This is a genomic window from Micromonospora sp. CNZ286 (assembly GCF_014207755.1).
In genome coordinates this window covers 5092327-5117291 of sequence record NZ_JACHIZ010000001.1, presented here as the reverse complement: position 1 = coordinate 5117291, position 24965 = coordinate 5092327, and the positions used below count along the sequence as shown (strand labels likewise).

Below are 24965 nucleotides of genomic sequence, written 5' to 3'. Positions count from 1 at the left end.
CGAACAGAGGTGGCGCAGTGACGCGCGGGGCGGCCGGGCCGACGCTGGTGCTGGTGCTGGCGGTCGGGGTGCTCGTCGCCGCCGGTGTCACGCTGCTGCTGGAACGCAGCCTGACCCGGATCCTGCTCGGCATCATCCTGCTCGGCAACGGCGTGAACCTGCTCATCCTGCTCGGCGGGCGGTCCGGCGCCGCCCCGCTCGTCGGTTCCACCTCGCAGGGCGAGATGAGCGACGCGCTGCCGCAGGCCATGGTGCTCACCGCCGTGGTGATCACGTTCGGGCTGACCGCGTTCCTGCTGGCTGTCGCCTACCGGAGCTGGTACACCAGCGGCGACGACGAGGTGCAGGACGACCTGGAGGACCGGCAGATCGTCCGGCTCGCCGAGAGCAACGAGGTGTCCACGGCCGACCTCGGCGGCGAGGGCCCGGACGAGGACCCGGAACAGGTCGACCCGGAGCCGGCGCGCCGCCGGCTGCACCGGGACGGTGAGAAACCATGAGCGCCCTCGTCCCGCTGCCGGTGGTGGTGCCGCTGCTCGGCGCGGCGCTCACCCTCCTGCTGTCCGGCCGGCCCCGCCTGCAGCGGTCGATAAGCGTGCTCTGCCTGTCCAGCGTCCTGGTGGTGGCGGCGGTGCTGCTGGTGCAGGCGTACCGGTTCGGGCCGGTGGTGGTGCAGGTGGGCGGCTGGCCGGCGCCGGTGGGCATCGTGCTGGTGGCGGACCAGCTGGCGGCGCTGATGGTGCTCGTCTCCTCGGCGGTGACGCTGTGCGTGCTGCTCTACTCGATCGGCCAGGGCCGGGGGGAGACCGGGGAGACCGCGCCGGTGAGCATCTTCCACCCCACGTATCTGGTGCTGACCGCGGGCGTGACGAACGCCTTCCTGGCCGGGGACCTGTTCAACCTGTTCGTCGGCTTCGAGATCCTGCTGGCCGCGAGCTTCGTGCTGATCACGCTGGGCGGCACCGAGGTGCGGTTGCGGACCGGGTCGACGTACGTGGTGGTCAGCATCCTGTCGTCGCTGCTGTTCCTGTCCGCCGTGGGGCTGGTGTACGCGGCCACCGGCACGCTGAACATGGCGCAGCTCGCCGGCCGGCTGGACGCGCTGCCGTCCGGCGTACGCCTGACCCTGCAACTGACGCTGCTGCTCGCGTTCGGGATCAAGGCGGCCGTGTTCCCGCTGTCGGCGTGGCTGCCGGACAGCTACCCGACCGCGCCCGCCCCGGTCACGGCGGTCTTCGCCGGCCTGCTCACCAAGGTCGGCGTGTACGCGATCATCCGCACCGAGACGCTGCTGTTCCCCGGCGGCCAGGTCGCCACGCTGCTGATGGTGGTGGCCGGGCTGACCATGGTGGTCGGCATCCTCGGCGCGGTGGCCCAGTCGGACCTGAAGCGGCTGCTGTCCTTCACGCTCGTCAGCCACATCGGCTACATGATCTTCGGGGTGGCGCTGAGCAGCGTCGCCGGCCTGTCCGGGGCGATCTTCTACGTGGTGCACCACATCACCATCCAGACCACGCTGTTCCTGGTCGCCGGCCTGGTCGAGGAACGCGCCGGCAGCACCGACCTGCGCCGGATCGGCGGCCTGGCGCGGATCGCCCCGATGCTCGGCGTGCTCTTCTTCGTCCCCGCGATGAACCTCGCCGGCATCCCGCCGTTCTCCGGCTTCCTCGGCAAGCTCGGCCTGCTCCAGGCCGGCGTGGCCGCAGGCGGGACGCTGCCCGCCGTGCTGGTCGCGGCCGGCACGCTGACCAGCCTGCTCACGCTCTACGCGGCCTCCCGGGTGTGGAACATCGCGTTCTGGCGGGCGCCCCGGCTGGCCACCACCACCCCGCCGGCCCGGCTGCCCGGAATGATGGTCGGGGCCACCACCGCCCTGGTGGCGCTGGGCGTGCTGTTCACGCTGGCGGCCGGGCCGCTGTTCCAGGTCACTGCGGACGCGGCCACCGACCTGCGCGAGCGCACCCCGTACGTGCGGGCGGTCCTGCCCCGGGACGTGCCGTGACCGACGACCTGCCCCCGGGCGGGGGCGCGACCGGTGATCCCGCCGGCGTGCCCCGTGCGGCGCCCGCCCCGGACGCGCCGGTGCCGACCGTCGGGCGGGGCGGGCGGCGGCGGGACCAGGCGGTCGCGCTCGGCTGGCTGGTCGTCGCCTGGATGCTGCTGTGGGGCGACGTGTCCTGGGGCAACCTGGTCGCCGGCCTGGTGATCGGTGTGGCGGTGCTGCTGTTCTTCCCGCTGCCGCCGGTCACGTTCGGTGGCCGGGTACGCCCCCGCGCGCTGCTGGTGTTCGCGGCGACGTTCGTCGCGGAGCTGGTCAGCGCCAGCGTGCACGTGGCAGCCGTGGCGCTGCGCTTCGGCTACCGCCCGCGCGGCGCGATCATCGCGGTGCCGCTGCGCGTACGTACCGATCTCAACCTGGCGCTCACCGCCGAGGTGATCTCGCTGGTGCCGGGCACGCTGATCCTCGACGTCGACCGGGCCGCAGGCGTGCTCTACGTGCACGTGCTCGACGTACGCGGACCCGACGACCTGGCCGAGAGCCGCCAGCGCGTGCTCGCCGTCGAACGGCGCATCGTCCGCGCCATCGGATCTCCCGACGAGGTACGCCGGCTCGACCTCGAACCCGCCGAACGGAGGAACCATCAGTGACAGTCCTGCTCGCCGTCGCGTTGACCGTGCTGCTCTCGGCCACCGCGCTGCTCGCCCTGGCCCGGATCTACCGGGGCCCGTCCCTGCTCGACCGGGTCGTCGGCGCCGACCTGCTGCTGTCGGCGATGCTCGCCGCGGTGGGGGCGGAGGCCGCCGTGAACCGGCACGCCACCACGCTGCCCGTGCTGGTGGTGCTCTCGCTGCTCGGCTTCATCGGGTCGGTGTCGCTGGTGCGCTTCGCGGTCCGGGCTGAAGCGTGAGCGCGAGGAGTGAGCCGGTTCTGCGAGCCCCGCAGTCGCGAACGGAAGGAGGCTCGGCATGAGCGCCGTCGCGGACTGGGTCGGTGGGGTGCTGCTGCTGGTCGGGGCGGTGCTGGCCCTGGTCGCCGGCATCGGGCTGGTGCGCTTCCCGGACGTGCTGGACCGGATGCACGCGGCCACCAAGCCGCAGGTGCTGGGCGTCCTGCTGCTGCTGGCCGGGCTGGCGCTGCGTCTGCGTACCCCCTCGGATCTGGGCATGCTCGTCCTGGTGGCGATCTTCCAGCTCTCCACCGCGCCGGTGGCCGCGCAGATGATCGGCCGGGCCGCGTACCGTTCCGGGCGGGTCGACCGGACGCTGCTGGACGCCGACGAGCTGGCCGGACGCTGAACCGGACGTGCGGGAGGCTTCCCGGCACCCTCAGCGAACGTCCAGCGGGTACCGATAAAATGGGCCGCATGATCGACTCTCCTGCCCCGGAGGGCAGCAGTAGCCGGCCGGGTAATACCCGGCGAATTCCCTCCCCGACGACCCCGGGAGCACTGAACCTCCCGTGTTGATCCTCGTCGGTCTCCTTCTCATCACCGTCCTCACCGCCGCCACCGGTTACTTCGTGGCCCAGGAGTTCGGTTACGTCGCCGTGGACCGGGGCAAGCTCAAGCAGCTCGCCGACGGTGGCGACCGTGCCGCGGCCCGGGCCCTGGAGGTGACCGGGCGGCTCTCCTTCATGCTGTCCGGCGCGCAGCTCGGCATCACAGTGACCGCCCTGCTCGTTGGTTACGTCGCCGAGCCGTACCTGGGTGCCGGGCTGGCCGACCTGCTCGGCGTGGCCGGGCTGTCCAGCTCGGTGTCGCTGCCGCTGTCGGTGGCCCTCGCCCTGATCATCGCCACAGTGGTGCAGATGGTCCTCGGCGAGCTGGCCCCGAAGAACCTGGCCATCGCGCGGGCCGAACCGCTCGCCCGGGCGCTGTCCCGGTCCACCCTGATCTACCTGAAGATCGCCGGTCCGCTGATCACGCTGTTCGACCGGGCCGCCGTACGGCTGCTCCGCAGCATCGGCATCGAGCCGATCGAGGAGCTGCCCAGCGGCGCCACCCCGCAGGACCTGGAACAGATCATCGCCGAGTCCCGGGAGGAGGGACACCTCGACGCCGAGATGTCCGACCTGCTGGACCGGGGTCTGGACTTCCGGGAGCTGACCGCCGGGGAGGCGATGGTGCCGCGCGTCGACGTGCACACCATCCGGGCCGACGAGCCGGTCAGCCGGATCGTCGAGCTGCTCGACACCGGCCACTCCCGGTTCCCGGTGAGCGGCGCCGAGGGCGTCGACGACCTGGTCGGCGTGGTCGGTATCGCTGACGTGCTCGGGGTGCCCCCGGCGCAGCGCGCGACCACCCGGGTCGACGCGGTGGCCGTACCCCCGTTGCTGGTGCCCGAGACGCTGCCGCTGCCGACGGTGCTGGACCGCCTGCGGTCCGGGCACCGGCAGCTCGCCTGCGTGGTCGACGAGTACGGCGGCTTCGCCGGCGTGATCACGCTGGAGGACCTGGCCGAGGAACTGGTCGGGCCGATCCGCGACGAGGACGACCCGCCGGACCGGGCCGCGGCCCGGCAGGAGGACGGCTCCTGGGTGGTCCCGGCGCGCTGGCGCATCGACGAGGTCGCCGACAGCACCGGCATCGAACTGCCCGAGGCGCCCGAGTACGACACGCTCTCCGGTCTGGTGATGCGGGAGCTGGGCCGGGTGCCCGAGGTCGGTGACCGGCTGGAGATCCCGGTCGCCACTGACGGCGACGAGCCGGCCGGCGGCCCGCGGGTGCTCGTCGAGGTGCTGGCGGTGGACCGGCACGTGGCCGACTCGGTGCGGCTGCGGCCCGCCGCCGCCGTGTCCGGGGAGGGTTCCGCATGAGCCCCGGATTCGCGTTGTTCTCCTCCGTGGTGCTGCTGGCGCTCAACGGCTTCTTCGTGGCCGCCGAGTTCGCGCTCGTCGCGTCCAAGCGGTACCGGCTGGAGCAGGCGGCGGCCGGTGGCGGCCGGGCGGCCCGCGCGGCGCTGGACGGCGTCCGCGAGCTGAGTCTGATGCTGGCCGGCGCGCAGCTCGGCATCACGCTGTGCACGCTGGGTCTGGGCGCGCTGGCCGAACCGGCCATCGAGCACCTGCTCAGCCCGCTGCTGCACGCGGTCGGCCTGCCCGAGGCGGTCAGCCACGTGGTGGCGCTGGTGTTCGCGCTGTCGCTCGTGACGTTCCTGCACCTGGTGGTCGGCGAGATGGCCCCGAAGTCGTGGGCGATCACCGACGCGGAGCGTTCCGCAATGCTGCTGGCGTTGCCGTTCCGGGCGTTCGCCCGGATCGCCCGGCCGGTGCTGTCCCTGCTCAACGGGCTCGCGAACGCGATGCTGCGCCTGTTCGGGGTGCAGCAGCAGGACCAGCTCGCCCAGGTGCACGGCCCGGACGAGCTGCGCATCCTGCTGGAGCAGTCCCGGGAACACGGGCTGCTCGGCGCCGAGCAGCACCAGCTGCTGACCAGCATGCTGGAACTTCAGGGCACCACAGTCGCCCAGGTCATGGAGCCGTTCGACCAGATCGTCACGGTTGGCCGGAGCGAGACCGCCGAGCGGATCGAGCACGTCTCCCGCGACAGCGGCCGGTCCCGGCTCGCCGTGGTCGACACCGGTGGTGAGGTGTGCGGCCTGGTGCACGTACGCGAGGCGGTGCGCGCCGTCACCACCGGCCGCCCGGCGACCGCGGAGGAGCTGATGACCAGCGCCTTCACGCTGCCGGCCGAGGCGTCGGTGACCGAGGCGGTGGCCGCCATGCGGGCGCGGCAGGCGCAGCTCGCGCTGGTGAGCAACGGTGGCGGGCCGACCCGGCCGATCGGGTTCGTCGCGCTGGAGGACCTCCTGGAGGAGGTCATCGGCGAGTTCGACGACGAGACCGACCCGGTGCCGCGAGGCCGCCGGATGCGCTGACCGTCGTGATCCGTACCGGCCCGGCGAGGTGGGACAACCACTTCGCCGGGCCGGCGTCTTTCCGCTTCCCGGCGTCGGCTTCGCCGGCCCGCGTCCGTTGCCGGCGGCCGGCGTCCGTTCCGGCCGGGCATGGCCGGGCGGGCAGCGGGAAAGCCCGGGCATGCGGTTGACCGGCGTGTCGCGGGACTCCGCCTGGACCGGGCTCTCGGTGAGCACCACGCTGCCCAACCCGAGCACCCGGCCGGGCCTGCGCCTGCCGGGCCGGGTGACGCTCGCCGCCGGCGGTTCGGACGTGCCGGTCCGGCACATCCGGCTCGGCCTGGTCACCCAGGTCGAACCGGAGGACCCGGAGGCGCCGCGCCGCCTGGTGCAGTTCCAGACGTGGACGATCGCGGGCCGGTTCGTGGTGCCGGCCGGACGGCGGCGGGCCGTCGAGTTCGCCGTGCCGCTGCCGTGGGAGTCGCCGGTGACCACGTACGGCGGGGTGCCGCTGCTGAGCCTGCGTACCGGGCTGCGTACCGAGGTGTCGGTGGACCCTGAGGTGGACCAGGGCGCGATGGTCCCGGTGCTGATCCACCCGCTGCCCTCCCAGGAGCACGTGCTCGCCGCGCTGGACATGCTCGGCTTCGCGATCCGCCAGGCCGGGCTGCGCGAGGGACGGCTGCCGGGGGTGGAGCAGACGCTGCCGTTCCAGCAGTGGTACGGCTTCTGGGCCGCCCCACTCTACGCCGGCCCGATGACCGAACTCGAAATGATCATGCTGACCGACTCGGCCGGCATGGAGGTGCTGCTCTGGCTGGACCGGCGGCTCTCCCTGGCCGGGATCACCCACCAGAGCATCAGCCGGTTCCGGGTCTGGCACGCCGGTGCCGATGAGCGTGACTGGGTGGCCACTGTGGACGGCTGGCTGCGGCACGCCATCGACAGGCACGCGGCCGCCGCCGCGCACGCCGACTGGTCGGCCACGATCCGCGAGTCGGCGCACGTCAGCCGCCCGCCGGACCGTCCGGTCGCGCCGGGTTACGGCCTCGGGGGTACGGCCGGCGGCGCCGGCATCGGCGGTGGTGGCGGAGGCGGCGACGGCACGTGAGCGCGTCAGCGTGCACGTGCGTGTGCGCGTGTGTGCGCGTGCGTGTGCGTGCGTGTGCGTTGTTAAGAAGGGGCCCTTCCTCTACCGGAGGCGTTAAGAAGGGGCCCTTCCTTACACCTCAGCCGGCGGCGAGCTTGAGGCTGAAGCCGAGGAACAGCACCGCGACGGCAGTCGTGCCGCTCGCGGCGAGCCGCCGGCGCTGCCGGAACTGGGCCGCCAGATATGTGCCGGTGAAGATCAGCACGGTCAGGTAGAGCGCGCTCGCGACCTGTGCGATCAGCCCGAGAAGCAGGAACGACAGCGCCGGCCACGCGTACCCGGGGTCGACGAACTGGATGAAGAACGAGACGAAGAACAGGATCGCCTTCGGGTTGAGCAGACTGATCACCAGCGCCCGGCGGAACGGCTCCCGCTGCTCCGCCGGCTCCACCTCGTCGATCAGGCGCGGCGTGGCCGGGTCGTTGCGGTCGCGCCAGCGCCGCCACGCGCCGCGCAGCATGGCCAGCCCCAGATATCCGAGGTACGCCGCGCCGGCGTACTTGATCACCAGGTAGAGCGGCGGATACGCCTGGAGCAGCGAGGCCACCCCGGCGGCGGAGAGCACCATCAGCACCGCGTCGCCGACGAACACCCCGGCGGCGGCCCGGTAACCGGTGGCGACGCCCCGGCGGGCGGCGGTGGCCAGCACGAAGAGCGAGTTCGGGCCGGGCAGCAGCACGATCGCCACGGTGCCCAGCACGTACGTCCAGATGTCGGTGATCCCCAGCACGCCGGACATCATGACGCCGCGGGTGCCGTCGGGCGAAGCCTTTCCCGCAGGCTGACCTGTGCCGTCGGCCACTCCTGCGCGAGCATCGAGTACTGGACGGTGTCTCGCCAGGAGCCGTCGGCGCGCTGCTTGTGCCGGCGCAGCACGCCCTCCCGGCTCGCGCCGAGCCGTTCGATGGCCCGCTGCGAGCGTTCGTTGCGGATGTCGGTGTGCCAGACCACCCGGACCGCGTCCAGGTCGTCGAAGGCCCGGCCCAGCAGCAGGAGCTTCGCCTCAGTGTTGACGCCGGTACGCCACCAGGGGCGGCCCAGCCAGGTGTAACCGATCGCCACCGACCGGCGGACCGGGTCGATCTCGTAGTAGGAGGTCGTGCCGATCACCGCACCGGTGACGGCGCAGCGCTGGGTCCAGCACACCTGCTCGCCGCGTTCCTGCGCGTCCAGGTAGGCGGCGACCACCTGGCGCATCCCGGCGGCGTCGGCGGGCTGCGTGCCGCCCAGGTGCCGCCACACCTCCGGGTCGGCGGTGGCGGCGTACAGCTCGTCGGCGTGGGCGAGGTCGAGCGGCTCCAGCACGACGTGCTCGCCGCGCAGCACCGCCGGCTCGTGCCACGGCGAGCGGGCCGCACGCAGGTACGCCGGCACCGGCGCGACCACCCCGGGCGCGGGTTCGGGGCGGCCCGGCGTGAGCCGCAGCGGAACCACACCGGCCCAGTACGGCAGCGCCTCGTCGGCCGGCTCGTCGTTGACGCCGCCGGTGCGCATCCGTACCGACACCTCGCGCAGCGGCAGCGCCAGCACGGCGGTCTCGGCCAGTTCGCGCCGGTTCGGCGGGCGGCTGTCGGCGGACCGGCCGGCGGCGACCTTCTCCACCAGCGCGGTCATCACCGCGGCCTTCTCGCGGGCGTCGTCGACCAGTCGGGCGGTGCCGTGCGCCACCACCGACCGGTAGTTGGCGCTGTGGTGGAACTGGGAGCGGGCGTAGATCAGCCCGTCGAGGTGGGTGACGGCGACGCAGACCCTCAGCCCGGCCTCGCCCCGGGCGGCGAGCAGCGGCCGGCTGCCGGTGGACCCGTGCAGGTAGAGCGTGTCTCCGATGCGCACGTGCAGGGTCGGCAGGATGCGCGGCTCGCCGTCCACGGTGAACGACAGTGCGCAGTGGTACGCCTCGTCGAGCAGCGCGTGCGCGGTGGCCCGGTCGTAGTGCATCCGGTCGCGGGTGCGGGTGGCGGTGGTGCGTTCGGTCGGGGCGTACACGTGACATCCCACCTTTGTTCTAGTACAATCTCCGAACTGTGGCAGCACATTATCAGATCGCCGGTTCCACCTCCGCCGCGATTTCGGCAAGCGTCGAATCCGGCATCCGCACCGGCGGTCTCGCCCCCGGCGACGCCCTGCCCGCCGTCCGCGCGCTCGCCGCCGAGCTGGACGTCAGCCCGGCCACAGTCGCGAAGGCGTACCAGGAACTGCGGCAACGTGGCCTGGTCGCGACCGCCGGCCGGCACGGCACCCGGGTCCGCCCCCGCCCGCCGGTCGCCGGTCGCCGCGCCGCGCTTTTGCCCCCGCCGCTGCCCGGCGGCCGTGACCTCTCCACCGGCCAGCCCGACCCCCGGCTGCTGCCCCCGCTCGGCCCGCACCTGGCAGCGCTCGCCGCCGAGATCGGACCCCCCGGCGGGTACGCGACCGACGCCGTGCTGCCCGACCTGGCCGCGCTGGCCCGGGAGCGGCTCGCCGCGGACGGGGTGCCCGCCGGTGAGCTCACAGTCACCGGCGGCGCGCTCGACGGCATCGAACGGCTCCTCGCCGCCCACCTGCGCCCCGGCGACGCGGTGGCGGTGGAGGACCCGGGCTGGGCCAACCTGCTCGACCTGATCGCCGCGCTCGGGCTGCGTACCGTCGGGGTGCCGGTGGACGACGAGGGCCCCACAGTCGGCGGCGTCCGGGCGGCGCTCACCGCCGGCGTCCGGGCGCTCGTGGTGACCAGCCGGGCGCAGAACCCGACCGGCGCCGCCGTCTCCGCCGACCGGGCCGACGCGCTGCGGACGCTGCTCGCCGGACGGGCCGACCTGCTGCTGATCGAGGACGACCACGCCGCCGAGCTGGCCCGCGTACCCCTGCATCCGCTCGCCGGGGCGACCCCGGCGTGGGCCTTCGTCCGGTCGGTGAGCAAGCCCTACGGGCCCGACCTGCGGCTCGCGGTGCTGACCGGCGACGAGGCCACAGTGGCCCGGGTGGCCGGGCGGGCGCGGGTCGGCGCCGGCTGGGTCTCCACTGTGCTGCAACGGCTGGTCGTGTCGCTCTGGCGCGACCCGGCCACCGCCGGGCTGGTACGGCGCGCGGCGGACAGCTACGACAGGCGGCGCGACGGGCTGGTTGCCGCGCTCGCCGCGCGCGGGGTGACAGCGCACGGGCGTACCGGGATCAACGTCTGGGTGCCGGTGCCCGACGAGACGGTGGCGATCACGACGCTGCGCGACGCCGGGTGGTCGCTCGCACCCGGCGGCCTGTACCGGATCGCCGCCGCCCCCGCCGTGCGCGTCTCGGTGAGCGCGCTGGACGAGGCGGACGTCCCCGCGCTCGCCGACGCCCTCGCCGCGGGAAGGAAGGGCCCCCTCTTAACGCATTCGGTATAGGAAGGGCCCCTTCTTAACACCTCCGGACAGCGCGGCGGGCCGCTCGCGTGCGCGCCGCCCGACGGGGTAGAACGATCGGCATGGCCGAGACCGAGAGCGCACCCGGCGCACAGGACTTCATCCCGCCGTCGGCGGACACCATCGACGAGCTGCGCGCCGCGGCGGGGGATTGCCGGGGCTGCGAGCTGTACCGGGACGCCACCCAGACCGTGTTCGGCCGCGGCGACGAGCACGCGCGCGTGGTCTTCGTCGGCGAGCAGCCGGGCGACATCGAGGATCAGAAAGGGCTGCCGTTCGTCGGGCCGGCCGGGCGGCTGTTGCGCAAGGCCGTCGACGACGCGGCGCTCGACCCCGCCCAGATCTACCTGACCAACGCCGTCAAGCACTTCCGGTTCGAGCTGCGCGGCCGGCGGCGCATCCACCAGACCCCGGACCGGGTGCACGTCACCGCCTGCCGGCCCTGGCTGGTCGCCGAGTTCGCCCGGCTGCGCCCGGAGATCGTGGTGGTGCTCGGCGCCACCGCCGCCAAGGCGCTGCTCGGACCGTCGTTCCGGGTGACCAAGCAGCGTGGTGAGCTGCTGCCCTGGCCCGCCGCCGCCCAGCACCCGGAGGACTTCGAGCGCGTGCCGGTCGACCGGACGGGCACTGTGGCCGACGCCCCGGCGGCCCGGCTGCTCGCCACCATCCACCCGTCCGCGGTGCTGCGCGCCGACAACCAGGACGTGGCCTACGAGGGCCTGGTCGCCGACCTGAAGGTGGCCGCGAAGGCGCTCAAGAAGTGATCTTGCCGAACACATCCTTGGCGACGATCCGCCCGTCCCGGACCCGGTAGACGTCCAGCCCGCGAAGCACGGTGCCGTCCTCGGCCGGCGGCCAGGCCCACTCGCAGACCGCCCGGTCACCGGTGGCCCAGACCGCGCCGAGCGCCGGACCGTCGCCCGGCCCGAGCTGCCCGGCGAAGACCTCGGCCACCGCCGCCCGCCCCCGTACCGTGCCGGCCGGCCCGTCCCAGGCGTTCGGGCAGTAGGCGACGTCTTCGGCCAGGCAGGCCGACACCGCGGCCAGGTCGCCCCGCAGCCAGGCCGCGTTGAACTCCTCGATCAGCGCGCTAGCGTCCACATCGGGCACGCTAGCGCCGGACCGCGCCCGCCGCTGCCCCGGTTCCTCAGGAGCGCTGCTGCCAGGTGCAGAGGCAGACCCGGTTGCCGTCCGGGTCGGCGAGCACCCAGAAGCTCGGCGCCTCCGCGTCGCTGACCAACGCGCCGCCCGCTGCCAGCGCGGCGGCGATGCGCGCGTCCACCTCGGCCGGGTCGACCCACACGTCCGGGTGCCACCGCTGCCGCGGCTCGTCCCGGCCGGAGCGCTGGAACCAGACGGTCGGCAGCACGCCGTCCGGGTCGCGTACCTCGTCGTCGTCCGGTCCGCGGCCGTCCGGCGACTGCCAGGCCAGGACCGCCCGCCAGAACGGCAGCACCGCGGCGTGCTCCGGGGTGTCCAGCGCGAGTTCCAGGCGGGCCAGCCCGGCGGCCGACAGGGTCAGCCCGGAATCCGCGGCCAGCCCCGAGATGAACCGGGCCAGCCGCAGGTCACGCTGCGTCACCCCACCCGCGTCGTGCGACCAGAGCCGCACGTCCACGTGGGTGTAGCGCAGGTCCAGATCCGGATGATGGTCGACCCGCTCGGCCTCCGCGCCGACCGCGGCCACCAGCGCCAGTCCGGCCGCGAAATCGGGGGTACGGATGCGCGTCTGCAACGCCCCCAGCAGGTACGTCCACCCGTCCAGCCCGGCCTCGGCCACCTGCTTCCCCGTGAGTGTGCTCATCCGGTCATCCTGGTCCACCGCGCGGCGGCGGGCCACCCCGTCCGGTTCGCCCCTGTCCGGCGCGGGTGAGCGGTGCCAGACTTGCCGGCATGGAGCAGCATCTCTACGAGCCCGTCCACGACGAGTTCCGTGACCTGTGCCGCCGGTTCCTGACCCGGGAGGCGGTGCCGCACCACGAGCGCTGGGAGGCCGACGGGATCGTCGACCGGGAGGTCTGGCGGGCCGCCGGCGCGGCGGGGCTGCTCGGCCCGGACGTGGACCCCGAGTACGGCGGCGGCGGGCAGCGCGACTTCCGGTTCAACGCGGTGCTCGACGAGGAGATCGTCGCGGCCGGGTGCACCGGTCTGGGGTTCGGGCTGCACAACGACGTGGTCGCGCCGTACCTGACCGAGCTGACCACCGGCGACCAGCGCAAGCGGTGGTTGCCGGGCTTCTGCTCCGGCGACCTGGTCACCGCCATCGCGATGAGCGAGCCGGGCGCGGGCAGCGACCTGGCCGGCATCCGCACCAGCGCGGTCCGCGACGGCGACAGCCTGGTCCTCAACGGGCAGAAGACGTTCATCACCAACGGTGAGATGGCCGACCTCGTGGTCGTGGTGGCCAAGACCGCGCCGGACCAGGGCGCGCACGGGGTGAGCCTGGTCGTGGTGGAGAGCGGCACGCCGGGCTTCAGCCGGGGCCGCCGCCTGGCGAAGGTGGGCCTGAAGGCCAACGACACAGCCGAGCTGTTCTTCGACGACTGCCGGGTGCCGGCGGAGAACCTGATCGGCACCGAGAACCATGGCTTCTACCACCTGATGGCCAACCTTCCCCGGGAACGGCTGAGCATCGCCGTCGCCGCGGTGGCGGCCTGCGAGAAGCTGCTCGCGCTGACGATCGAGTACGCCCGCTCCCGGGAGGCGTTCGGCCGGCCGATCGGCCGGTTCCAGCACAACCGGTTCCTGCTGGCCGAGCTGGACACCGAGGTCACCATCGCGCGGACGTTCGTCAACCACTGCGTCGCCGAGTTCAACGCGGGCCGCCTCTCGGTGACCGACGCGGCGAAGGCCAAGTGGTGGACCACCGAGTTGCAGACCAAGGTCGCCGACCGGTGCGTGCAGTTGCACGGCGGCTACGGCTTCATGGCGGAGTACCCGGTGGCGAAGGCGTGGCTGGACAGCCGGGTGCAGACCATCTACGGCGGCACCACCGAGATCATGAAGGAGATCATCGGCCGGGGCCTCGGCCTGTAGCGAAACCGGGTGCCGGCCGGGCGGGCCGGTGCGGGAGGATGGGGCACCCGTCCCCACCAGGAGCGCCGCATGTCCACCGACCTGACCGCGCCGGCCCCGCCCCGGCCCGACGTCGCCGGCATCCAGCGGCGTACCGTCCGGCTGCTCTTCCTCACCCAGATCATCGGCGGCATCGGCGTCACCATCGGCATCTCGGTCGGCGCGCTGCTCGCCGCCCGGGTCGCCGGCACCGCCCTGGCCGGGCTGGCGCAGAGCGCCGGTGTGGTCGGCGCCGCGCTGCTCGCCATCCCGGTCACCCGGCTCATGACCGCGCGGGGTCGGCGGCCGGGGCTGGTCCTCGCGTACGCGGTCGGCGCGGTCGGCGGCGTGCTGGTGGTGGTCGCCACCGTGACGCGCCTGGTACCGCTGCTCTTCGTCGGCATGCTGCTGTTCGGCGGCGGCACGGCGGCCAACCTCCAGGCCCGCTACACGGCGGTGGACCTGGCCGAGCCACAACGCCGGGGACGGCAGCTCTCGCTGGTGGTGTGGGCCACCACCATCGGCGCGGTGGCCGCGCCGAACTTCGCCGCGCTCGCCGACGACACCACCCGGGGCTGGGGCCTGCCGGCGCTGGCCGGCCCGTTCGCCTTCAGCGCCGTCGCGTTCACGCTCACCGCCGTCGTACTCCTGGTCCTGCTCCGGCCGGACCCGCTGCTCACCGCGCGCCGGCTGGCGGCGGCCGAGCCGGCACCCGGCGCCGCGCCGGCTGTCACCCGCCGCGGTGGCATGGTCGCCGCATGGCGCACGGTACGCGGGCGGCCGGCCGCACGCCTCGGCATCGCCGCGGTGGCGGTGGGGCATCTGGTGATGGTCGCTGTCATGTCGATGACGCCGGTGCACCTCGGCGAGTGGCACTCCGACGAGGACGTGCTGCCCGTGGTCGGCCTGGTGCTGAGCCTGCACATCGCCGGCATGTATGCGCTGTCGCCGGTGGTGGGGTGGCTCACCGACCGGGTCGGCCGCCGGCCGGTGATCCTCGGCGGGGTGGCGCTGCTGCTGGCCGCGTGCGCGGTCTCCGGCACCGCCGGGCACCACACGGCGCTGCTGTCGGTGGGGCTGACGCTGCTCGGGCTGGGCTGGTCGGGCACGATGGTGGCGGGTTCGACGTTGCTGTCGGAGTCGGTGCCCACCGCCGACCGGCCCGGCGTTCAGGGCCTGTCCGACCTGCTCATGGGGTTGGCCGGGGCGGGCGCGGCGGCGGCGAGCGGGTTCGTCATGCGGGCCGTGGGGTACCCGACGCTCACCCTGCTGGCGGCGATCGCTGTGGTGCCGCTGGTGGCGCTGGCGCTGCGCCGTACCGGCACGCAACCACTCGACGAGGAGGACTGAACACGTGCGGCTGACCGACTTCTGGACGCGGCTGGAGGAGGCGTTCGGGCCCGGGTACGCGACCAGCATCGCCAGGGACCAGGTGCTGTCCCAGCTCGGCGGGCGGACCATCGAGCAGGCGCTCGCGGCCGGTGAGCAAACGCACGTGGTGTGGCGCGCCGTGGTCGCCGCGTATCCGGACCGGGTGCCCGCCCGACTACGCTGAGCAGCCTTTTCGTCGATCCCGCGTGTCGCTTGCCCAGTCGTACACCTGTTCGGCTATTGTCCACAGCGGGGTGCTCGTCCACAGCTCACGGCCCGTCGGCTGGTTTTCTGTCGGACCCAGCGCCTAGCGTGTCCCGCGTGACGCGAAGCTCAGGAAAGACGCCGGCGAAGGCAGGGGTGGCAACGATGGCAGCAGGGCCTGACCGGGAGAAGGCGCTCGACCTTGCTCTCGCTCAGATCGACAAGCAGTTCGGCAAGGGTTCGGTGATGCGGCTGGGGGAGCGGCCCGTCGTGCAGACGGCTGTCATCCCGACCGGCTCCATCGCGCTCGACGTGGCGCTCGGCGTGGGCGGTCTGCCCCGCGGCCGGGTGGTCGAGATCTACGGTCCGGAGTCCAGCGGTAAGACCACCGTCGCGCTGCACGCGGTGGCCAACGCCCAGCGCGCCGGCGGCATCGCCGCGTTCATCGACGCGGAGCACGCGCTCGACCCGGAGTACGCGCGGGCCCTCGGCGTCGACACCGACGCCCTGCTGGTCTCCCAGCCGGACACCGGCGAGCAGGCGCTGGAGATCGCGGACATGCTGGTCCGCTCCGGCGCGATCGACATCATCGTGATCGACTCGGTGGCGGCCCTGGTGCCGCGCGCCGAGATCGAGGGCGAGATGGGCGACAGCCACGTCGGTCTCCAGGCCCGGCTGATGAGCCAGGCGCTGCGGAAGATCACCGGCGTGCTCAACAACACCGGCACCACCGCGATCTTCATCAACCAGCTCCGCGAGAAGATCGGCGTGATGTTCGGCAGCCCGGAGACCACCACCGGTGGGCGGGCGCTGAAGTTCTACGCCTCGGTCCGGCTCGACGTGCGCCGCATCGAGAGCCTCAAGGACGGCACCGACGTGGTCGGTAACCGCACCCGGGTCAAGGTCGTGAAGAACAAGGTCGCCGCGCCGTTCAAGCAGGCCGAGTTCGACATCATGTACGGCAAGGGCATCTCCCGCGAGGGCTCGCTGATCGACGTCGGCGTGGAGCAGGCGATCATCCGCAAGTCCGGCGCCTGGTACACCTACGACGGCGACCAGCTCGGCCAGGGCAAGGAGAAGGCCCGCGAGTTCCTCCGCGAGAACCCGGACGTGGCGGCCGAGATCGAGAAGAAGATCCTGGAGAAGCTCGGCGTCGGCACCGGTGGTGCGGGCGACGCCGCCGGTGGCCCGGAACTGCCGCCGGTCGACTTCTGATCCGCTGACCCGTGGCAGGACGACGCGCCCGTACGGGCCGGGGCTGGGATGCCGGTCCACCCCGTACGGGCGACGCCACAGGTACGCCCCGGCCTCGCCGGGGGCGCCGTGATCGCGCGGCGGAGCCCGATGCAGGGGAGGCTCCGGCTCCGCCGCGCGACGAGGCCGAGCTGGCCCGGGAGATCTGCCTGCGGCAGCTCGCGGTCCGCCCGCGGACCCGGGCCGAGCTGGCAGGTGCGCTGGCCCGCCGGGGCATCTCCGAGGAGGTCGCCGAGCAGGTCCTCGACCGGTACGACGAGGTCGGCATCGTCGACGACGCCGCCTTCGCCCGCGCCTGGGTGAGCAGCCGGCACAACGGCCGCGGGCTGGCCCGCCGGGCACTCGCCAACGAGCTGCGTCAGCGCGGTGTCGACGGCGAGGTGGCCGGCGCGGCACTGGACGGGCTGGACGAGGAGACCGAGGCGGAGACCGCCCGCGCCCTGGTGGACCGCAAGCTGCGCAGCGCCAGAGGCGAGCCGGACGCGGTGTTCCGGCGTCTGGTCGGCATGCTGGCGCGCAAGGGCTACCCGGCCGGGGTGGCGATCCGGGCGGTGAAGGACGCGCTCGCCGCGCAGAGCGCCGAGGCGGCCGAGTTCGCCGAGCACATCGACGCCGACGCGATGGCCGACGCCGAGCACGACCTCGACTCCCGCCGGCTCGACTGACCGACCGGCCGCCGGTGTCGCGGCCGCCGCCCCGAGGGAGGCGCACACCCGTGCTGAAGGCGTGTCTCAACGGCACCCGACGGCTGGACGAGCACCCCGCCGTGCCGCTCACCCCGGCCGAACTGGCCGCCGACGCGGTGCGCTGCGCGACCGCCGGGGTGGCGGCGGTGCATGTGCACCCGCGCGACGACGGCGGCACCGAGTCGCTCGATCCGGCAGTGATCGCGGCGGCGGTCACCGCCATCCGCGACGCCCGTCCCGGCCTGCCGGTCGGCGTGAGCACCGGCGCCTGGATCGTCCCCGACCCGGCCGAGCGGGCCGCCGCCGTCCGCGCCTGGACGGTGCTGCCCGACTTCGCCTCGGTGAACGCCCACGAACCCGGAGCGGCCGAGGTCGCCGCCGCCCTGCACGAGCGCGGCGTGATGGTCGAGGCCGGTCTGTGGACGCCGGCGGCGGTCGACGCCTGGCGCCGCTGGTCTACGCCCACCGGGCGGGTCCTCGTCGAGTGCATGGCCGAGCAGGTCGAGACGGCACTCGCCGACGCGGCGGCGATCCTCGCCGCGCTGCCCGGCGGGCACCCGCCGGTTCTGCTGCACGGGGAAGGCCCGGCCACCTGGCCGGTGTACGCGGAGGCGGTCCGGCGTGGCCTGCACACCCGGATCGGCCTGGAGGACACGCTGCTGCTGCCCGACGGCACCCCCGCCCCCGACAACGCCACCCTGGTGACCGCAGCCCTCACCGCCGCCGCACGCTGACCCGCCCGACGCAGGCTCGGCGCAGCCTTCGCGCGACCCTCGCCCGGCCAGGTCGATCATGAACTTGGCGGCACTTCCCGTCCGCTTTGTCCAGGCCAACCTCATGATCGCGCGCGCCCGGCCGGACCGGCCGGCCCTGCCACCCCCGGCGGCGCGGCCGCGCGGCCGGACGGTGATCAAGGAGTTTGTGTCGTCCGGGTGGACGTCAAGTCCTCGATCACGGGGGTGGGAGGGTGACGGCGGAGCTGATCATGGGGGCGCGAGAGGGGCCTGAGCAGGTCGGAGCGGCCGAGTCGCGGCGCTACGGGGCGGGGTTTGTCCTGGCCTGTCCGGCATCTGATCACCACTGAGTGACGTCGTAACTTCTCTCCGTCCGGGTGGTTTGATCATGACTCCTTGACCGAACGGCCCCTCGCGACCTAGCCTCGCCATACAGGCTCACTTTGCCCGACCAGCGCAGGCTAAGCGCACAACATAGATCTCGTAACAGAACAGCATCACTTTGGCCAGCTACACCGGCCCTTGACGGAAGCTCCGGAACCTTTCGGAGCCTCCGACAACTGCAACCGGCCGCCAGCGGTGCCCCATGAGGGACACCGCCGACGGAAAGCTGCCCACAGCCAGCCGCTCCGGTCGGGCGTCCAGAGCCGCAGGCGCGTGTCCTTCGCGCGTGTCCTGCGGCGCCGACGTTTCAGGGGGAGGCGGCCATGGCAGGGCGGCACAGGTTCACCGGCGGTCTGCCACACGGCCCCGACCCCGCATCGGCGGGCGACAGCCCGGCCACCGAGCCCCGACGGGCCGGCGACGCCGGCCGGGTCGCCGGAGTGCGGCGGGCGAGTGTGCCCGCGTACCGGTGCGGAGCGGCTCGATGAGCGCCTTCGACGTCGTCCTCCTCCTGGTCGTGCTGCTGCTGGTCGTGGTGGTGGTCGGCGCCGTGCTGTTCGGCGTGCGTACCCTCAAACGGCTCAGCCTGGCGCCCGCGCCGGAGGACCCGGCCTTCATCGCGGAGAAGGACCGGCAGGAGCAGTCCCTCGCGGCGTTGCGGACGGCCGCCGACGAGGTGAACAGCACCATCGACGTGGCGAAGTCCGCGGCCGCGGCGGCGCGTGCCGAGGCGGCCGCCGCCAAGGCGGAGGCGAAAGCGGCCCGGGCCGAGGCGCGGCGGGTGCTCGACGACGCCCGCGCCGAGGCGGACACGGTGCTGGAGCGGGCGCACAAGCAGGCCGAGGCGGACGCCGAGCAGTTACGCGCCACCGCCCGGCGCAGCGGCGAGCGGGAGGTGGCGGTGCTGGCCGCCACCACCCGGGAGCAGGCGGCCGAGGTGGAACGCCGGGCCGCCCGGATGGACGAGCGGGAGCGGCTGCACACCGAGGAGGTGGAGCGGCTGGCCGAGCGGGAGCGGCAGCTCACCGCCGCCACCGCGGCGCTCGCCGCCCGGGAGGCCGCCCTGGCCGAGCGCGAGCGGACGCTGACCGAGGTGGAGGAGCAGCGCCGCCGGGAGCTGGAGCGGGTGGCCGGCCTGACCGCCGACGCGGCCCGCGCCGAGCTGGTCGAGTCGATCGAGGGGCAGGCGAAGCGGGAGGCCGCGCTGCTGGTCCGGGAGATCGAGGCGGACGCCCGGGGCAGCGCCGAGCAGCGCGCCCGCAACATCGTGGTGGACGCCATCCAGCGGGTCGCCAGCGAGCAGACCGCGGAGAGCGTGGTCAGCGTGCTGCACCTGCCCGGCGACGAGATGAAGGGGCGCATCATCGGCCGGGAGGGGCGCAACATCCGCGCCTTCGAGTCGGTCACCGGCGTCAACCTGATCATCGACGACACGCCCGAGGCGGTGCTGCTGTCGTGCTTCGACCCGGTACGCCGGGAGGTCGGCCGGGTCACGCTGGAGAAGCTGGTCCTGGACGGCCGGATCCACCCGCACCGGATCGAGGAGGTCTACGACGTGGCCCGGCAGGAGGTGGAGGAGCTGTGCCTCCGGGCCGCCGAGGACGCGCTGGTCGAGGTCGGCATCACCGAGATCCACCCGGAGCTGGTCACGCTGCTGGGCCGGTTGCGCTACCGCACGTCGTACGGGCAGAACGTGCTCAAGCACCTGGTGGAGACCGCGCACATCGCCGGGGTGATGGCCGCGGAGCTGCGGCTGGACGTGCCGACGATCAAGCGGTGCGCGTTCCTGCACGACATCGGCAAGGCGCTCACCCACGAGGTGGAGGGCAGCCACGCGATCATCGGCGCGGACGTGGCCCGCAAGTACGGCGAGAGCGAGGACGTGGTGCACGCCATCGAGGCGCACCACAACGAGGTGCCGCCGCAGACCATCGAGGCGGTGCTGACCCAGGCGTCGGACGCCTGCTCGGGCGGGCGGCCGGGCGCGCGGCGGGAGAGCCTGGAGGCGTACGTCAAGCGGCTGGAGCGGATCGAGGAGATCGCAGCCGGGAAGCTGGGCGTGGAGAAGGTCTTCGCCATGCAGGCGGGCCGGGAGATCCGGGTGATGGTCAAGCCGGACGACGTGGACGACATCGGCGCGGCGGTGCTGGCCCGGGACGTGGCCAAGCAGATCGAGGAGGAGCTGACCTATCCGGGTCAGATCCGGGTGACAGTGGTGCGCGAGTCCCGGGTCACCGAGATCGCCCGCTAGACCGGCAAGACCGAGAACGGGCGGGTGGGGGAGAACCCCACCCGCCCGTTCCGTGTCCGTCGGACGACGTCAGCTCACAGCGGCGTAGCGCCGGTGCCACCGTCGGTCTGCGTGGCCGCCACCGGCTTGGCCGCGGTGCGCGGCAGCCGGGTCAGCCGCTTCTGCAGCCACCAGGCCAGCACCGACAGCAGGCCGCAGATGCTGATGTAGATGGCCGCGACGATCAGGTACGTCGGCACGTACGGCAGGCCGAACGCCAGCCGGCCGCCGATCTGCTTGCCCACGAAGAGCAACTCCGGGTACGTGATGATGAAGCCGAGCGCGGTGTCCTTGAGCAGGACGACGAGTTGGCTCACGATCGCCGGGAGCATCGACCGGAACGCCTGCGGCAGCAGGATCAGCCGCAGCACCTGGTTCTTGCGCATGCCGATCGCGTACGCGCCCTCGGACTGCCCGTACGGCACGGCGTTGATGCCGGCGCGGAAGATCTCCGCCAGCACCGAGCCGTTGTAGAGCGTCAACCCGATGACCAGCGCCCAGAACTTGTCGATCGGCCAGCCGTACTGGAGCGGCACGTAGTAGCCGAAGAAGATCAGGATCAGCAGCGGGATGGCCCGGAACAGCTCCACCACGAACGTGGCGGGAGCGCGGAACAACACCTTGTCGCTGAGCCGGGCACTGGCGAAGAACGCGCCGAACAGCAGCGCCAGCACGGTGGCGACGGCGGCGACCTTCAGCGTGGCCCAGAGGCCGTTCAGCAGCTCCCGCTGCACGGCCGCGTACTGGAACTGCTCCCACTTGCGGGCCTCGAACTGGCCGGTCTGGTTGAACTTGTAGACCACGAACGCGATCAGCGCGACGATCGCCGCGATCGAGACGATGCCGAGGATCCGGTTGCGCCTGCGGGCCTTCGGGCCGGGGATGTCGTAGAGGACGCTGCTGCTGCTCACCGGGCCACCGCCCACTTGCGCTCGAGGATCCGCTGGAGCACCACCAGCGGGATGATCAGGATCAGGAAGCCGATCACGATCCAGGTGAGCACGATGAACTGCGGCTCACCCCGTTCCGACATGTACGCCGGGATGGCGCCCGCTTCCAGCACGGAGAAGCCGGCGGCGATCGTGGTGTTCTTCAGCATGGCGATGAGCACGCTCATCATGGGCGGGACCATGGCCCGCAGCGCCTGTGGCAGCACGATCAGCGTCAGCACCTGGGCGAACGTCATGCCCAGCGCGCGGGCCGCCTCGGCCTGGCCGGTGGCGACCGTGTTCACGCCGGAGCGGACCACCTCGCAGATGAACGCCGAGGTGTAGGCGATCAGCGCGATGCAGGCGCTGTTGAAGTAGTCGATGTTGACGTCCAGCTTCGGCACCGCGAAGACGAGGAACGCGAACACCAGCGTCAGGGGAGTGTTGCGGACCAGGTTGACGTAGGTGGCGCCGAACGCCCGCAACGCGGGGACCGGTGACACCCGCATCGCGCCGAGCAGCATGCCGAGGACGAGACTGCCGACGCCGGCGATCAGGAACAGCTTGACGGTGTTGTAGAACCCCTCGCGGAACAGGCTCGCGTTGTCCGTCAGGACGCGGAAGAACTCGCCCATACCTCGCTCTCACTCTCTCCAGACGGGACCGGGCGGGGAGGAGGACCTCCCCGCCCGGTCCGACGTCGGTGCGGACCGTCAGTACCGCTCGAGCTGCGGCGGGGTGGCCGGCGAGCCGGACTTGCCGAGCGTGCCGTCGTAGATCTTCTTCCAGGTGCCGTCGGTGAACGCCGCCTCGATCTGGTCGTTCACGTAGTCACGCAGCGCCTTGTCGTCCTTGGGCAGGCCGATGCCGTACTTCTCGGTGCTGAACGGCTGGCCGACGACCTTGAGCTCGTCCGGGTTCTGCGCGGCGTAGCCCTTGAGGATGGCGTCGTCGGTGGTGACCGCGTCGACCTTCTTGTCGAGCAGCTGCGAGACGCACTCGGAGTAGGTCTTGAACTCGACGATGTTCTCGCCCTCGGTCAGGCCCTCGTCGCGGATCTTCTGGATCGGCGTGGAGCCGGTGGCCGAGCAGATCTTCTTGCCCTTGAGCGTGTCCTTGCCGGTGATCGACGACTCGTCCTTGCGGACCAGCAGGTCCTGGCCGGCGACGAAGTACGGCCCGGCGAAGGAGACGTCGTTCTTGCGCTTGTCGGTGATCGAGTAGGTGCCGACGTAGTAGTCGATCTCGCCGCCCTTGATCGCGGTCTCCCGGTTGGCGGACGCGATCTCCTTGTACTCGATCTTCGCCGGGTCGACGCCGAGCGTGCTGGCGACGTACTGGGCGATCTCGATGTCGAAGCCGCAGCGCTTGCCCTGGGCGTCCTTGTAGCCGAGGTTCGGCTGGTCGAACTTGACGCCGATGACGACCTTGCCGGCCGACTTGATCTTCTCGAAGGCCGGGCTGCCGGCGACGTTGGCGTCCGTCTTGGGGGTGAAGGTGACGCCCGAGCTGCTGCAGTTGTCGCCCTGCGCACCACCGCTGGCGTTGCCGCCGCCGCTGGGAGCGGGGTTCCCCTCCTTGCCGCAGGCGGCCGCGGACAGGGCGAGCGAGGCCATCATGGCCACCGCCGCCACGCGCTTGTAACGCATACTCATCTCCTTCTTCGACGGAGTCGACGGGACGACTCCACTACGGACGCTCAGTGGGTGAGGATCTTGGAGAGGAAGTCCTTGGCCCGCTCGCTGCGCGGGTTCGCGAAGAACTCGGCCGGCGGCGCGTCCTCGACCAGCTTGCCGTCGGCCATGAAGATGACCCGGTTGGCCGCGTGCCGGGCGAAGCCCATCTCGTGGGTCACCACGACCATGGTCATGCCCTCGCTCGCCAGCGACGTCATCACGTCCAGCACCTCGCCGACCATCTCCGGGTCCAGCGCGCTCGTCGGCTCGTCGAACAGCATCGCCTTGGGCTGCATGGCCAGCGCGCGGGCGATCGCCGCCCGTTGCTGCTGACCGCCGGAGAGCTGCGCCGGGTACTTGTCCGCCTGGTTGGCGATGCCGACGCGGTCCAGCAGGGCCAGGCCCCGCTCACGGGCCGCGGCCGGCTTCTCCTTGCGGACCTTGACCGGCCCCAGCGTGACGTTCTCCAGGATGGTCTTGTGCGCGAAGAGGTTGAACGACTGGAACACCATGCCGACCTCGCTGCGCAGCTTGGCCAGGGGCTTGCCCTCGGCCGGCAGCGCCTGCCCGTCGAACGTGATGGTGCCGTTGTCGATCGGCTCCAGCCGGTTGATGGTGCGGCAGAGCGTCGACTTGCCGGAGCCGGACGGGCCGATGACCACGACCACCTCGCCCCGGCCGACGGACAGGGACACGTCGTCGAGCACGTGCAGCGGCCCGAACCACTTGTTCACCCCGTCGAGCACGATCAGCGGGTCGCCCGTCGTCACGTCGTCCACCGTCCCTGTCGTCCATGGCGGAATTCGGGGGTCGGTCGACCCCCGGTTGGGCAACTGTAGGCGGGGTGATGTGGCAGATCGCAACTCAGATGGTCACGGAGCGGTAACACCGGTCACCGGCGTACCGGCCCGTCCGAATTTCGTCACCCGCCGGTGGGGCCGGGTGGCGCCGCCGGGGCAGGCCGGAGATCATAAGGCGGTGACCGACGCGATCCGGCTGACCGACTACGCACGTGGTGGCGGTTGCGCCTGCAAGATCCCACCCGGCGAGCTGGAGGCGATGGTCGCCGGTCTCGGCGCCACCGGCGGCTCGGCCGACCTGCTGGTCGGCCTGGAGAACGGCGACGACGCCGCGGTGGTCCGGCTGGACGAGCGTACGGGCCTGGTCAGCACCGCCGACTTCTTCACCCCGGTGGTCGACGACGCCTACGACTGGGGGCGGATCGCCGCCGCCAACGCGCTCTCCGACGTGTACGCGATGGGCGGCACCCCGCTCGTCGCGCTCAACCTGCTCTGCTGGCCGCGCGGCGTGCTGCCGCCGGAGATGGCCCGCGAGGTGCTGCGCGGCGGTCTGGACGTGGCCCGGGAGGCGAACTGCCACCTGGCCGGCGGGCACAGCGTGGACGACGACGGCCCGAAGTACGGCCTGGCGGTCACCGGCGTGGTCCGGCCGGAGGAGCTGATCACGCTCGACGCCGGGCGGGCCGGGCTGCCGCTGTCGCTGACCAAGCCGCTCGGCGTGGGCGTGCTCAACACCCGGCACAAGCAGACCGGGCAGCGCTTCCCGGAGGCGGTCGAGTCGATGGCCCGGCTCAACCGGGACGCCGCCCGCGCGGCGATCGCCGCGGGCATCCGCTGCGGCACCGACGTGACCGGCTTCGGCCTGCTCGGGCACGCCTCGAAGCTGGCCCGCGCGAGCCGCCTGACGGTGGCGATCGACGCGGCGGCGGTGCCGTATCTGACGGGCGCGCGGGAGGCGCTGCGCGACGGGTACGTCAGCGGCGGCACCCGGCGCAACCTGGAATGGGTCACCCCGTGGACCGACTTCGGCGGCGCGGACGAGGGGGAGCAGCTGCTGCTGGCCGACGCGCAGACCTCCGGTGGCCTGCTGGTCGCCGGTGAGGTGCCGGGCGGCACTGTGATCGGCGAGTTGCTGCCCGCGTCGGAGCACCTGATCCGGGTGCGCTGAGCCGCCGGATCCACGGCGCGGCTGGGCCG

25 protein-coding genes and 1 pseudogene are annotated in these 24965 nt (G+C 72.8%); 18 read left to right on the top strand and 8 right to left on the bottom strand.

The window, feature by feature from the left end; genetic code table 11:
* The first annotated feature begins 17 nt into the window (after window positions 1-17).
* The 8 genes from FHX31_RS22495 (at window position 18) to FHX31_RS22460 (ending at window position 6967) form a co-directional block, all read left to right on the top strand.
* Complete coding sequence (locus tag FHX31_RS22495) at window positions 18-500, top strand: Na(+)/H(+) antiporter subunit C (RefSeq protein WP_013284712.1); 483 nt, start codon at window positions 18-20, stop codon at window positions 498-500.
* Window positions 497-2002 (top strand): Na+/H+ antiporter subunit D, encoded by a 1506-nt coding sequence (locus FHX31_RS22490; RefSeq protein ID WP_091329593.1) that lies wholly within the window; start codon window positions 497-499, stop codon window positions 2000-2002. Before FHX31_RS22495 ends, FHX31_RS22490 begins: the two co-directional genes overlap by 4 nt.
* Window positions 1999-2649 (top strand): Na+/H+ antiporter subunit E, encoded by a 651-nt coding sequence (locus tag FHX31_RS22485; RefSeq protein ID WP_013284714.1) that lies wholly within the window; start codon window positions 1999-2001, stop codon window positions 2647-2649. Before FHX31_RS22490 ends, FHX31_RS22485 begins: the two co-directional genes overlap by 4 nt.
* The gene (locus FHX31_RS22480; protein WP_013284715.1) at window positions 2646-2909 is read left to right on the top strand and encodes an MrpF/PhaF family protein; all 264 of its coding nucleotides are present in this window, start codon (window positions 2646-2648) and stop codon (window positions 2907-2909) included. Before FHX31_RS22485 ends, FHX31_RS22480 begins: the two co-directional genes overlap by 4 nt.
* A gap of 58 nt (window positions 2910-2967) precedes the next feature.
* Window positions 2968-3297 (top strand): monovalent cation/H(+) antiporter subunit G, encoded by a 330-nt coding sequence (gene mnhG, locus FHX31_RS22475; protein ID WP_013284716.1) that lies wholly within the window; start codon window positions 2968-2970, stop codon window positions 3295-3297.
* A 163-nt stretch (window positions 3298-3460) separates the two neighbouring features.
* Complete coding sequence (locus FHX31_RS22470) at window positions 3461-4816, top strand: hemolysin family protein (RefSeq protein WP_184977141.1); 1356 nt, start codon at window positions 3461-3463, stop codon at window positions 4814-4816.
* Complete coding sequence (locus FHX31_RS22465) at window positions 4813-5877, top strand: hemolysin family protein (protein ID WP_013284718.1); 1065 nt, start codon at window positions 4813-4815, stop codon at window positions 5875-5877. Before FHX31_RS22470 ends, FHX31_RS22465 begins: the two co-directional genes overlap by 4 nt.
* Before the next feature lie 160 nt (window positions 5878-6037).
* A complete protein-coding gene (locus tag FHX31_RS22460) occupies window positions 6038-6967 on the top strand; it encodes a sporulation protein (RefSeq protein WP_184977140.1) in 930 nt (309 codons plus the stop codon).
* A 118-nt stretch (window positions 6968-7085) separates the two neighbouring features.
* Here the strand turns inward: FHX31_RS22460 and leuE are convergent, their stop codons facing one another.
* Window positions 7086-7748, bottom strand: coding sequence for a leucine efflux protein LeuE (gene leuE, locus FHX31_RS22455; RefSeq protein ID WP_013284720.1), 663 nt, complete (start codon window positions 7746-7748; stop codon window positions 7086-7088).
* Window positions 7745-8992: a bifunctional pyridoxamine 5'-phosphate oxidase family protein/GNAT family N-acetyltransferase gene (locus FHX31_RS22450; protein ID WP_184977139.1), complete on the bottom strand. Its 1248-nt coding sequence runs from the start codon at window positions 8990-8992 to the stop codon at window positions 7745-7747. Before FHX31_RS22450 ends, leuE begins: the two co-directional genes overlap by 4 nt.
* A gap of 38 nt (window positions 8993-9030) precedes the next feature.
* On the opposite strand from FHX31_RS22450, the gene FHX31_RS22445 reads away from it, so the two are divergent.
* Window positions 9031-10368, top strand: coding sequence for an aminotransferase class I/II-fold pyridoxal phosphate-dependent enzyme (locus FHX31_RS22445; RefSeq protein ID WP_184977138.1), 1338 nt, complete (start codon window positions 9031-9033; stop codon window positions 10366-10368).
* An 80-nt stretch (window positions 10369-10448) separates the two neighbouring features.
* On the top strand, window positions 10449-11150 hold the full coding sequence (locus FHX31_RS22440) for a UdgX family uracil-DNA binding protein (protein ID WP_091329584.1): 702 nt from the start codon (window positions 10449-10451) through the stop codon (window positions 11148-11150).
* Here the strand turns inward: FHX31_RS22440 and FHX31_RS22435 are convergent.
* Window positions 11140-11487, bottom strand: coding sequence for a nuclear transport factor 2 family protein (locus tag FHX31_RS22435; protein WP_256092815.1), 348 nt, complete (start codon window positions 11485-11487; stop codon window positions 11140-11142). The two genes, FHX31_RS22440 and FHX31_RS22435, sit on opposite strands and share 11 nt — an antisense overlap.
* Before the next feature lie 46 nt (window positions 11488-11533).
* Window positions 11534-12190: a 4a-hydroxytetrahydrobiopterin dehydratase gene (locus tag FHX31_RS22430; protein WP_013474472.1), complete on the bottom strand. Its 657-nt coding sequence runs from the start codon at window positions 12188-12190 to the stop codon at window positions 11534-11536.
* An 89-nt stretch (window positions 12191-12279) separates the two neighbouring features.
* Here FHX31_RS22430 and FHX31_RS22425 point away from each other — a divergent pair, with 89 nt between their 5' ends.
* From FHX31_RS22425 to rny, 7 genes and pseudogenes are all read left to right on the top strand, one after another.
* Window positions 12280-13422 (top strand): acyl-CoA dehydrogenase family protein, encoded by a 1143-nt coding sequence (locus tag FHX31_RS22425; protein ID WP_047894671.1) that lies wholly within the window; start codon window positions 12280-12282, stop codon window positions 13420-13422.
* Between the two features lie 69 nt (window positions 13423-13491).
* Window positions 13492-14804 (top strand): annotated as a pseudogene (locus tag FHX31_RS22420) (MFS transporter).
* Window positions 14795-14995: a DUF3046 domain-containing protein gene (locus FHX31_RS22415; RefSeq protein WP_013284728.1), complete on the top strand. Its 201-nt coding sequence runs from the start codon at window positions 14795-14797 to the stop codon at window positions 14993-14995. The pseudogene FHX31_RS22420 and the gene FHX31_RS22415 overlap by 10 nt, the downstream one beginning before the upstream one ends.
* Window positions 14996-15180: 185 nt before the next feature.
* The gene (gene recA, locus FHX31_RS22410) at window positions 15181-16230 is read left to right on the top strand and encodes a recombinase RecA (protein WP_013284729.1); all 1050 of its coding nucleotides are present in this window, start codon (window positions 15181-15183) and stop codon (window positions 16228-16230) included.
* Between the two features lie 11 nt (window positions 16231-16241).
* Window positions 16242-16934 carry a regulatory protein RecX gene (locus FHX31_RS22405; protein WP_091329579.1) on the top strand — a complete coding sequence of 231 codons (693 nt, stop codon included), beginning with the start codon at window positions 16242-16244 and terminating at the stop codon, window positions 16932-16934.
* Window positions 16935-16984: 50 nt separating this feature from the next.
* The gene (locus FHX31_RS22400) at window positions 16985-17689 is read left to right on the top strand and encodes a 3-keto-5-aminohexanoate cleavage protein (RefSeq protein ID WP_091329577.1); all 705 of its coding nucleotides are present in this window, start codon (window positions 16985-16987) and stop codon (window positions 17687-17689) included.
* Between the two features lie 868 nt (window positions 17690-18557).
* Complete coding sequence (gene rny / locus FHX31_RS22395) at window positions 18558-20324, top strand: ribonuclease Y (protein WP_013284733.1); 1767 nt, start codon at window positions 18558-18560, stop codon at window positions 20322-20324.
* Between the two features lie 74 nt (window positions 20325-20398).
* Here rny and FHX31_RS22390 read toward each other — a convergent pair whose 3' ends face one another.
* The 4 genes from FHX31_RS22390 to FHX31_RS22375 all read right to left on the bottom strand — a co-directional run bounded on the left by FHX31_RS22390 (window position 20399) and on the right by FHX31_RS22375 (window position 23747).
* Window positions 20399-21274: an amino acid ABC transporter permease gene (locus tag FHX31_RS22390; RefSeq protein ID WP_013474477.1), complete on the bottom strand. Its 876-nt coding sequence runs from the start codon at window positions 21272-21274 to the stop codon at window positions 20399-20401.
* Entirely contained in the window at window positions 21271-21927 is a 657-nt protein-coding gene (locus tag FHX31_RS22385; protein WP_013284735.1) for an amino acid ABC transporter permease, read from the bottom strand. The genes FHX31_RS22390 and FHX31_RS22385 overlap by 4 nt, the downstream gene beginning before the upstream one ends.
* 78 nt (window positions 21928-22005) lie before the next feature.
* Window positions 22006-22941 (bottom strand): glutamate ABC transporter substrate-binding protein, encoded by a 936-nt coding sequence (locus FHX31_RS22380; RefSeq protein WP_145754720.1) that lies wholly within the window; start codon window positions 22939-22941, stop codon window positions 22006-22008.
* Window positions 22942-22991: 50 nt separating this feature from the next.
* A complete protein-coding gene (locus tag FHX31_RS22375) occupies window positions 22992-23747 on the bottom strand; it encodes an amino acid ABC transporter ATP-binding protein (RefSeq protein ID WP_030269781.1) in 756 nt (251 codons plus the stop codon).
* Between the two features lie 199 nt (window positions 23748-23946).
* On the opposite strand from FHX31_RS22375, the gene selD reads away from it, so the two are divergent.
* Window positions 23947-24936 (top strand): selenide, water dikinase SelD, encoded by a 990-nt coding sequence (gene selD, locus FHX31_RS22370; protein ID WP_013474478.1) that lies wholly within the window; start codon window positions 23947-23949, stop codon window positions 24934-24936.
* Window positions 24937-24965: the final 29 nt, after the last annotated feature.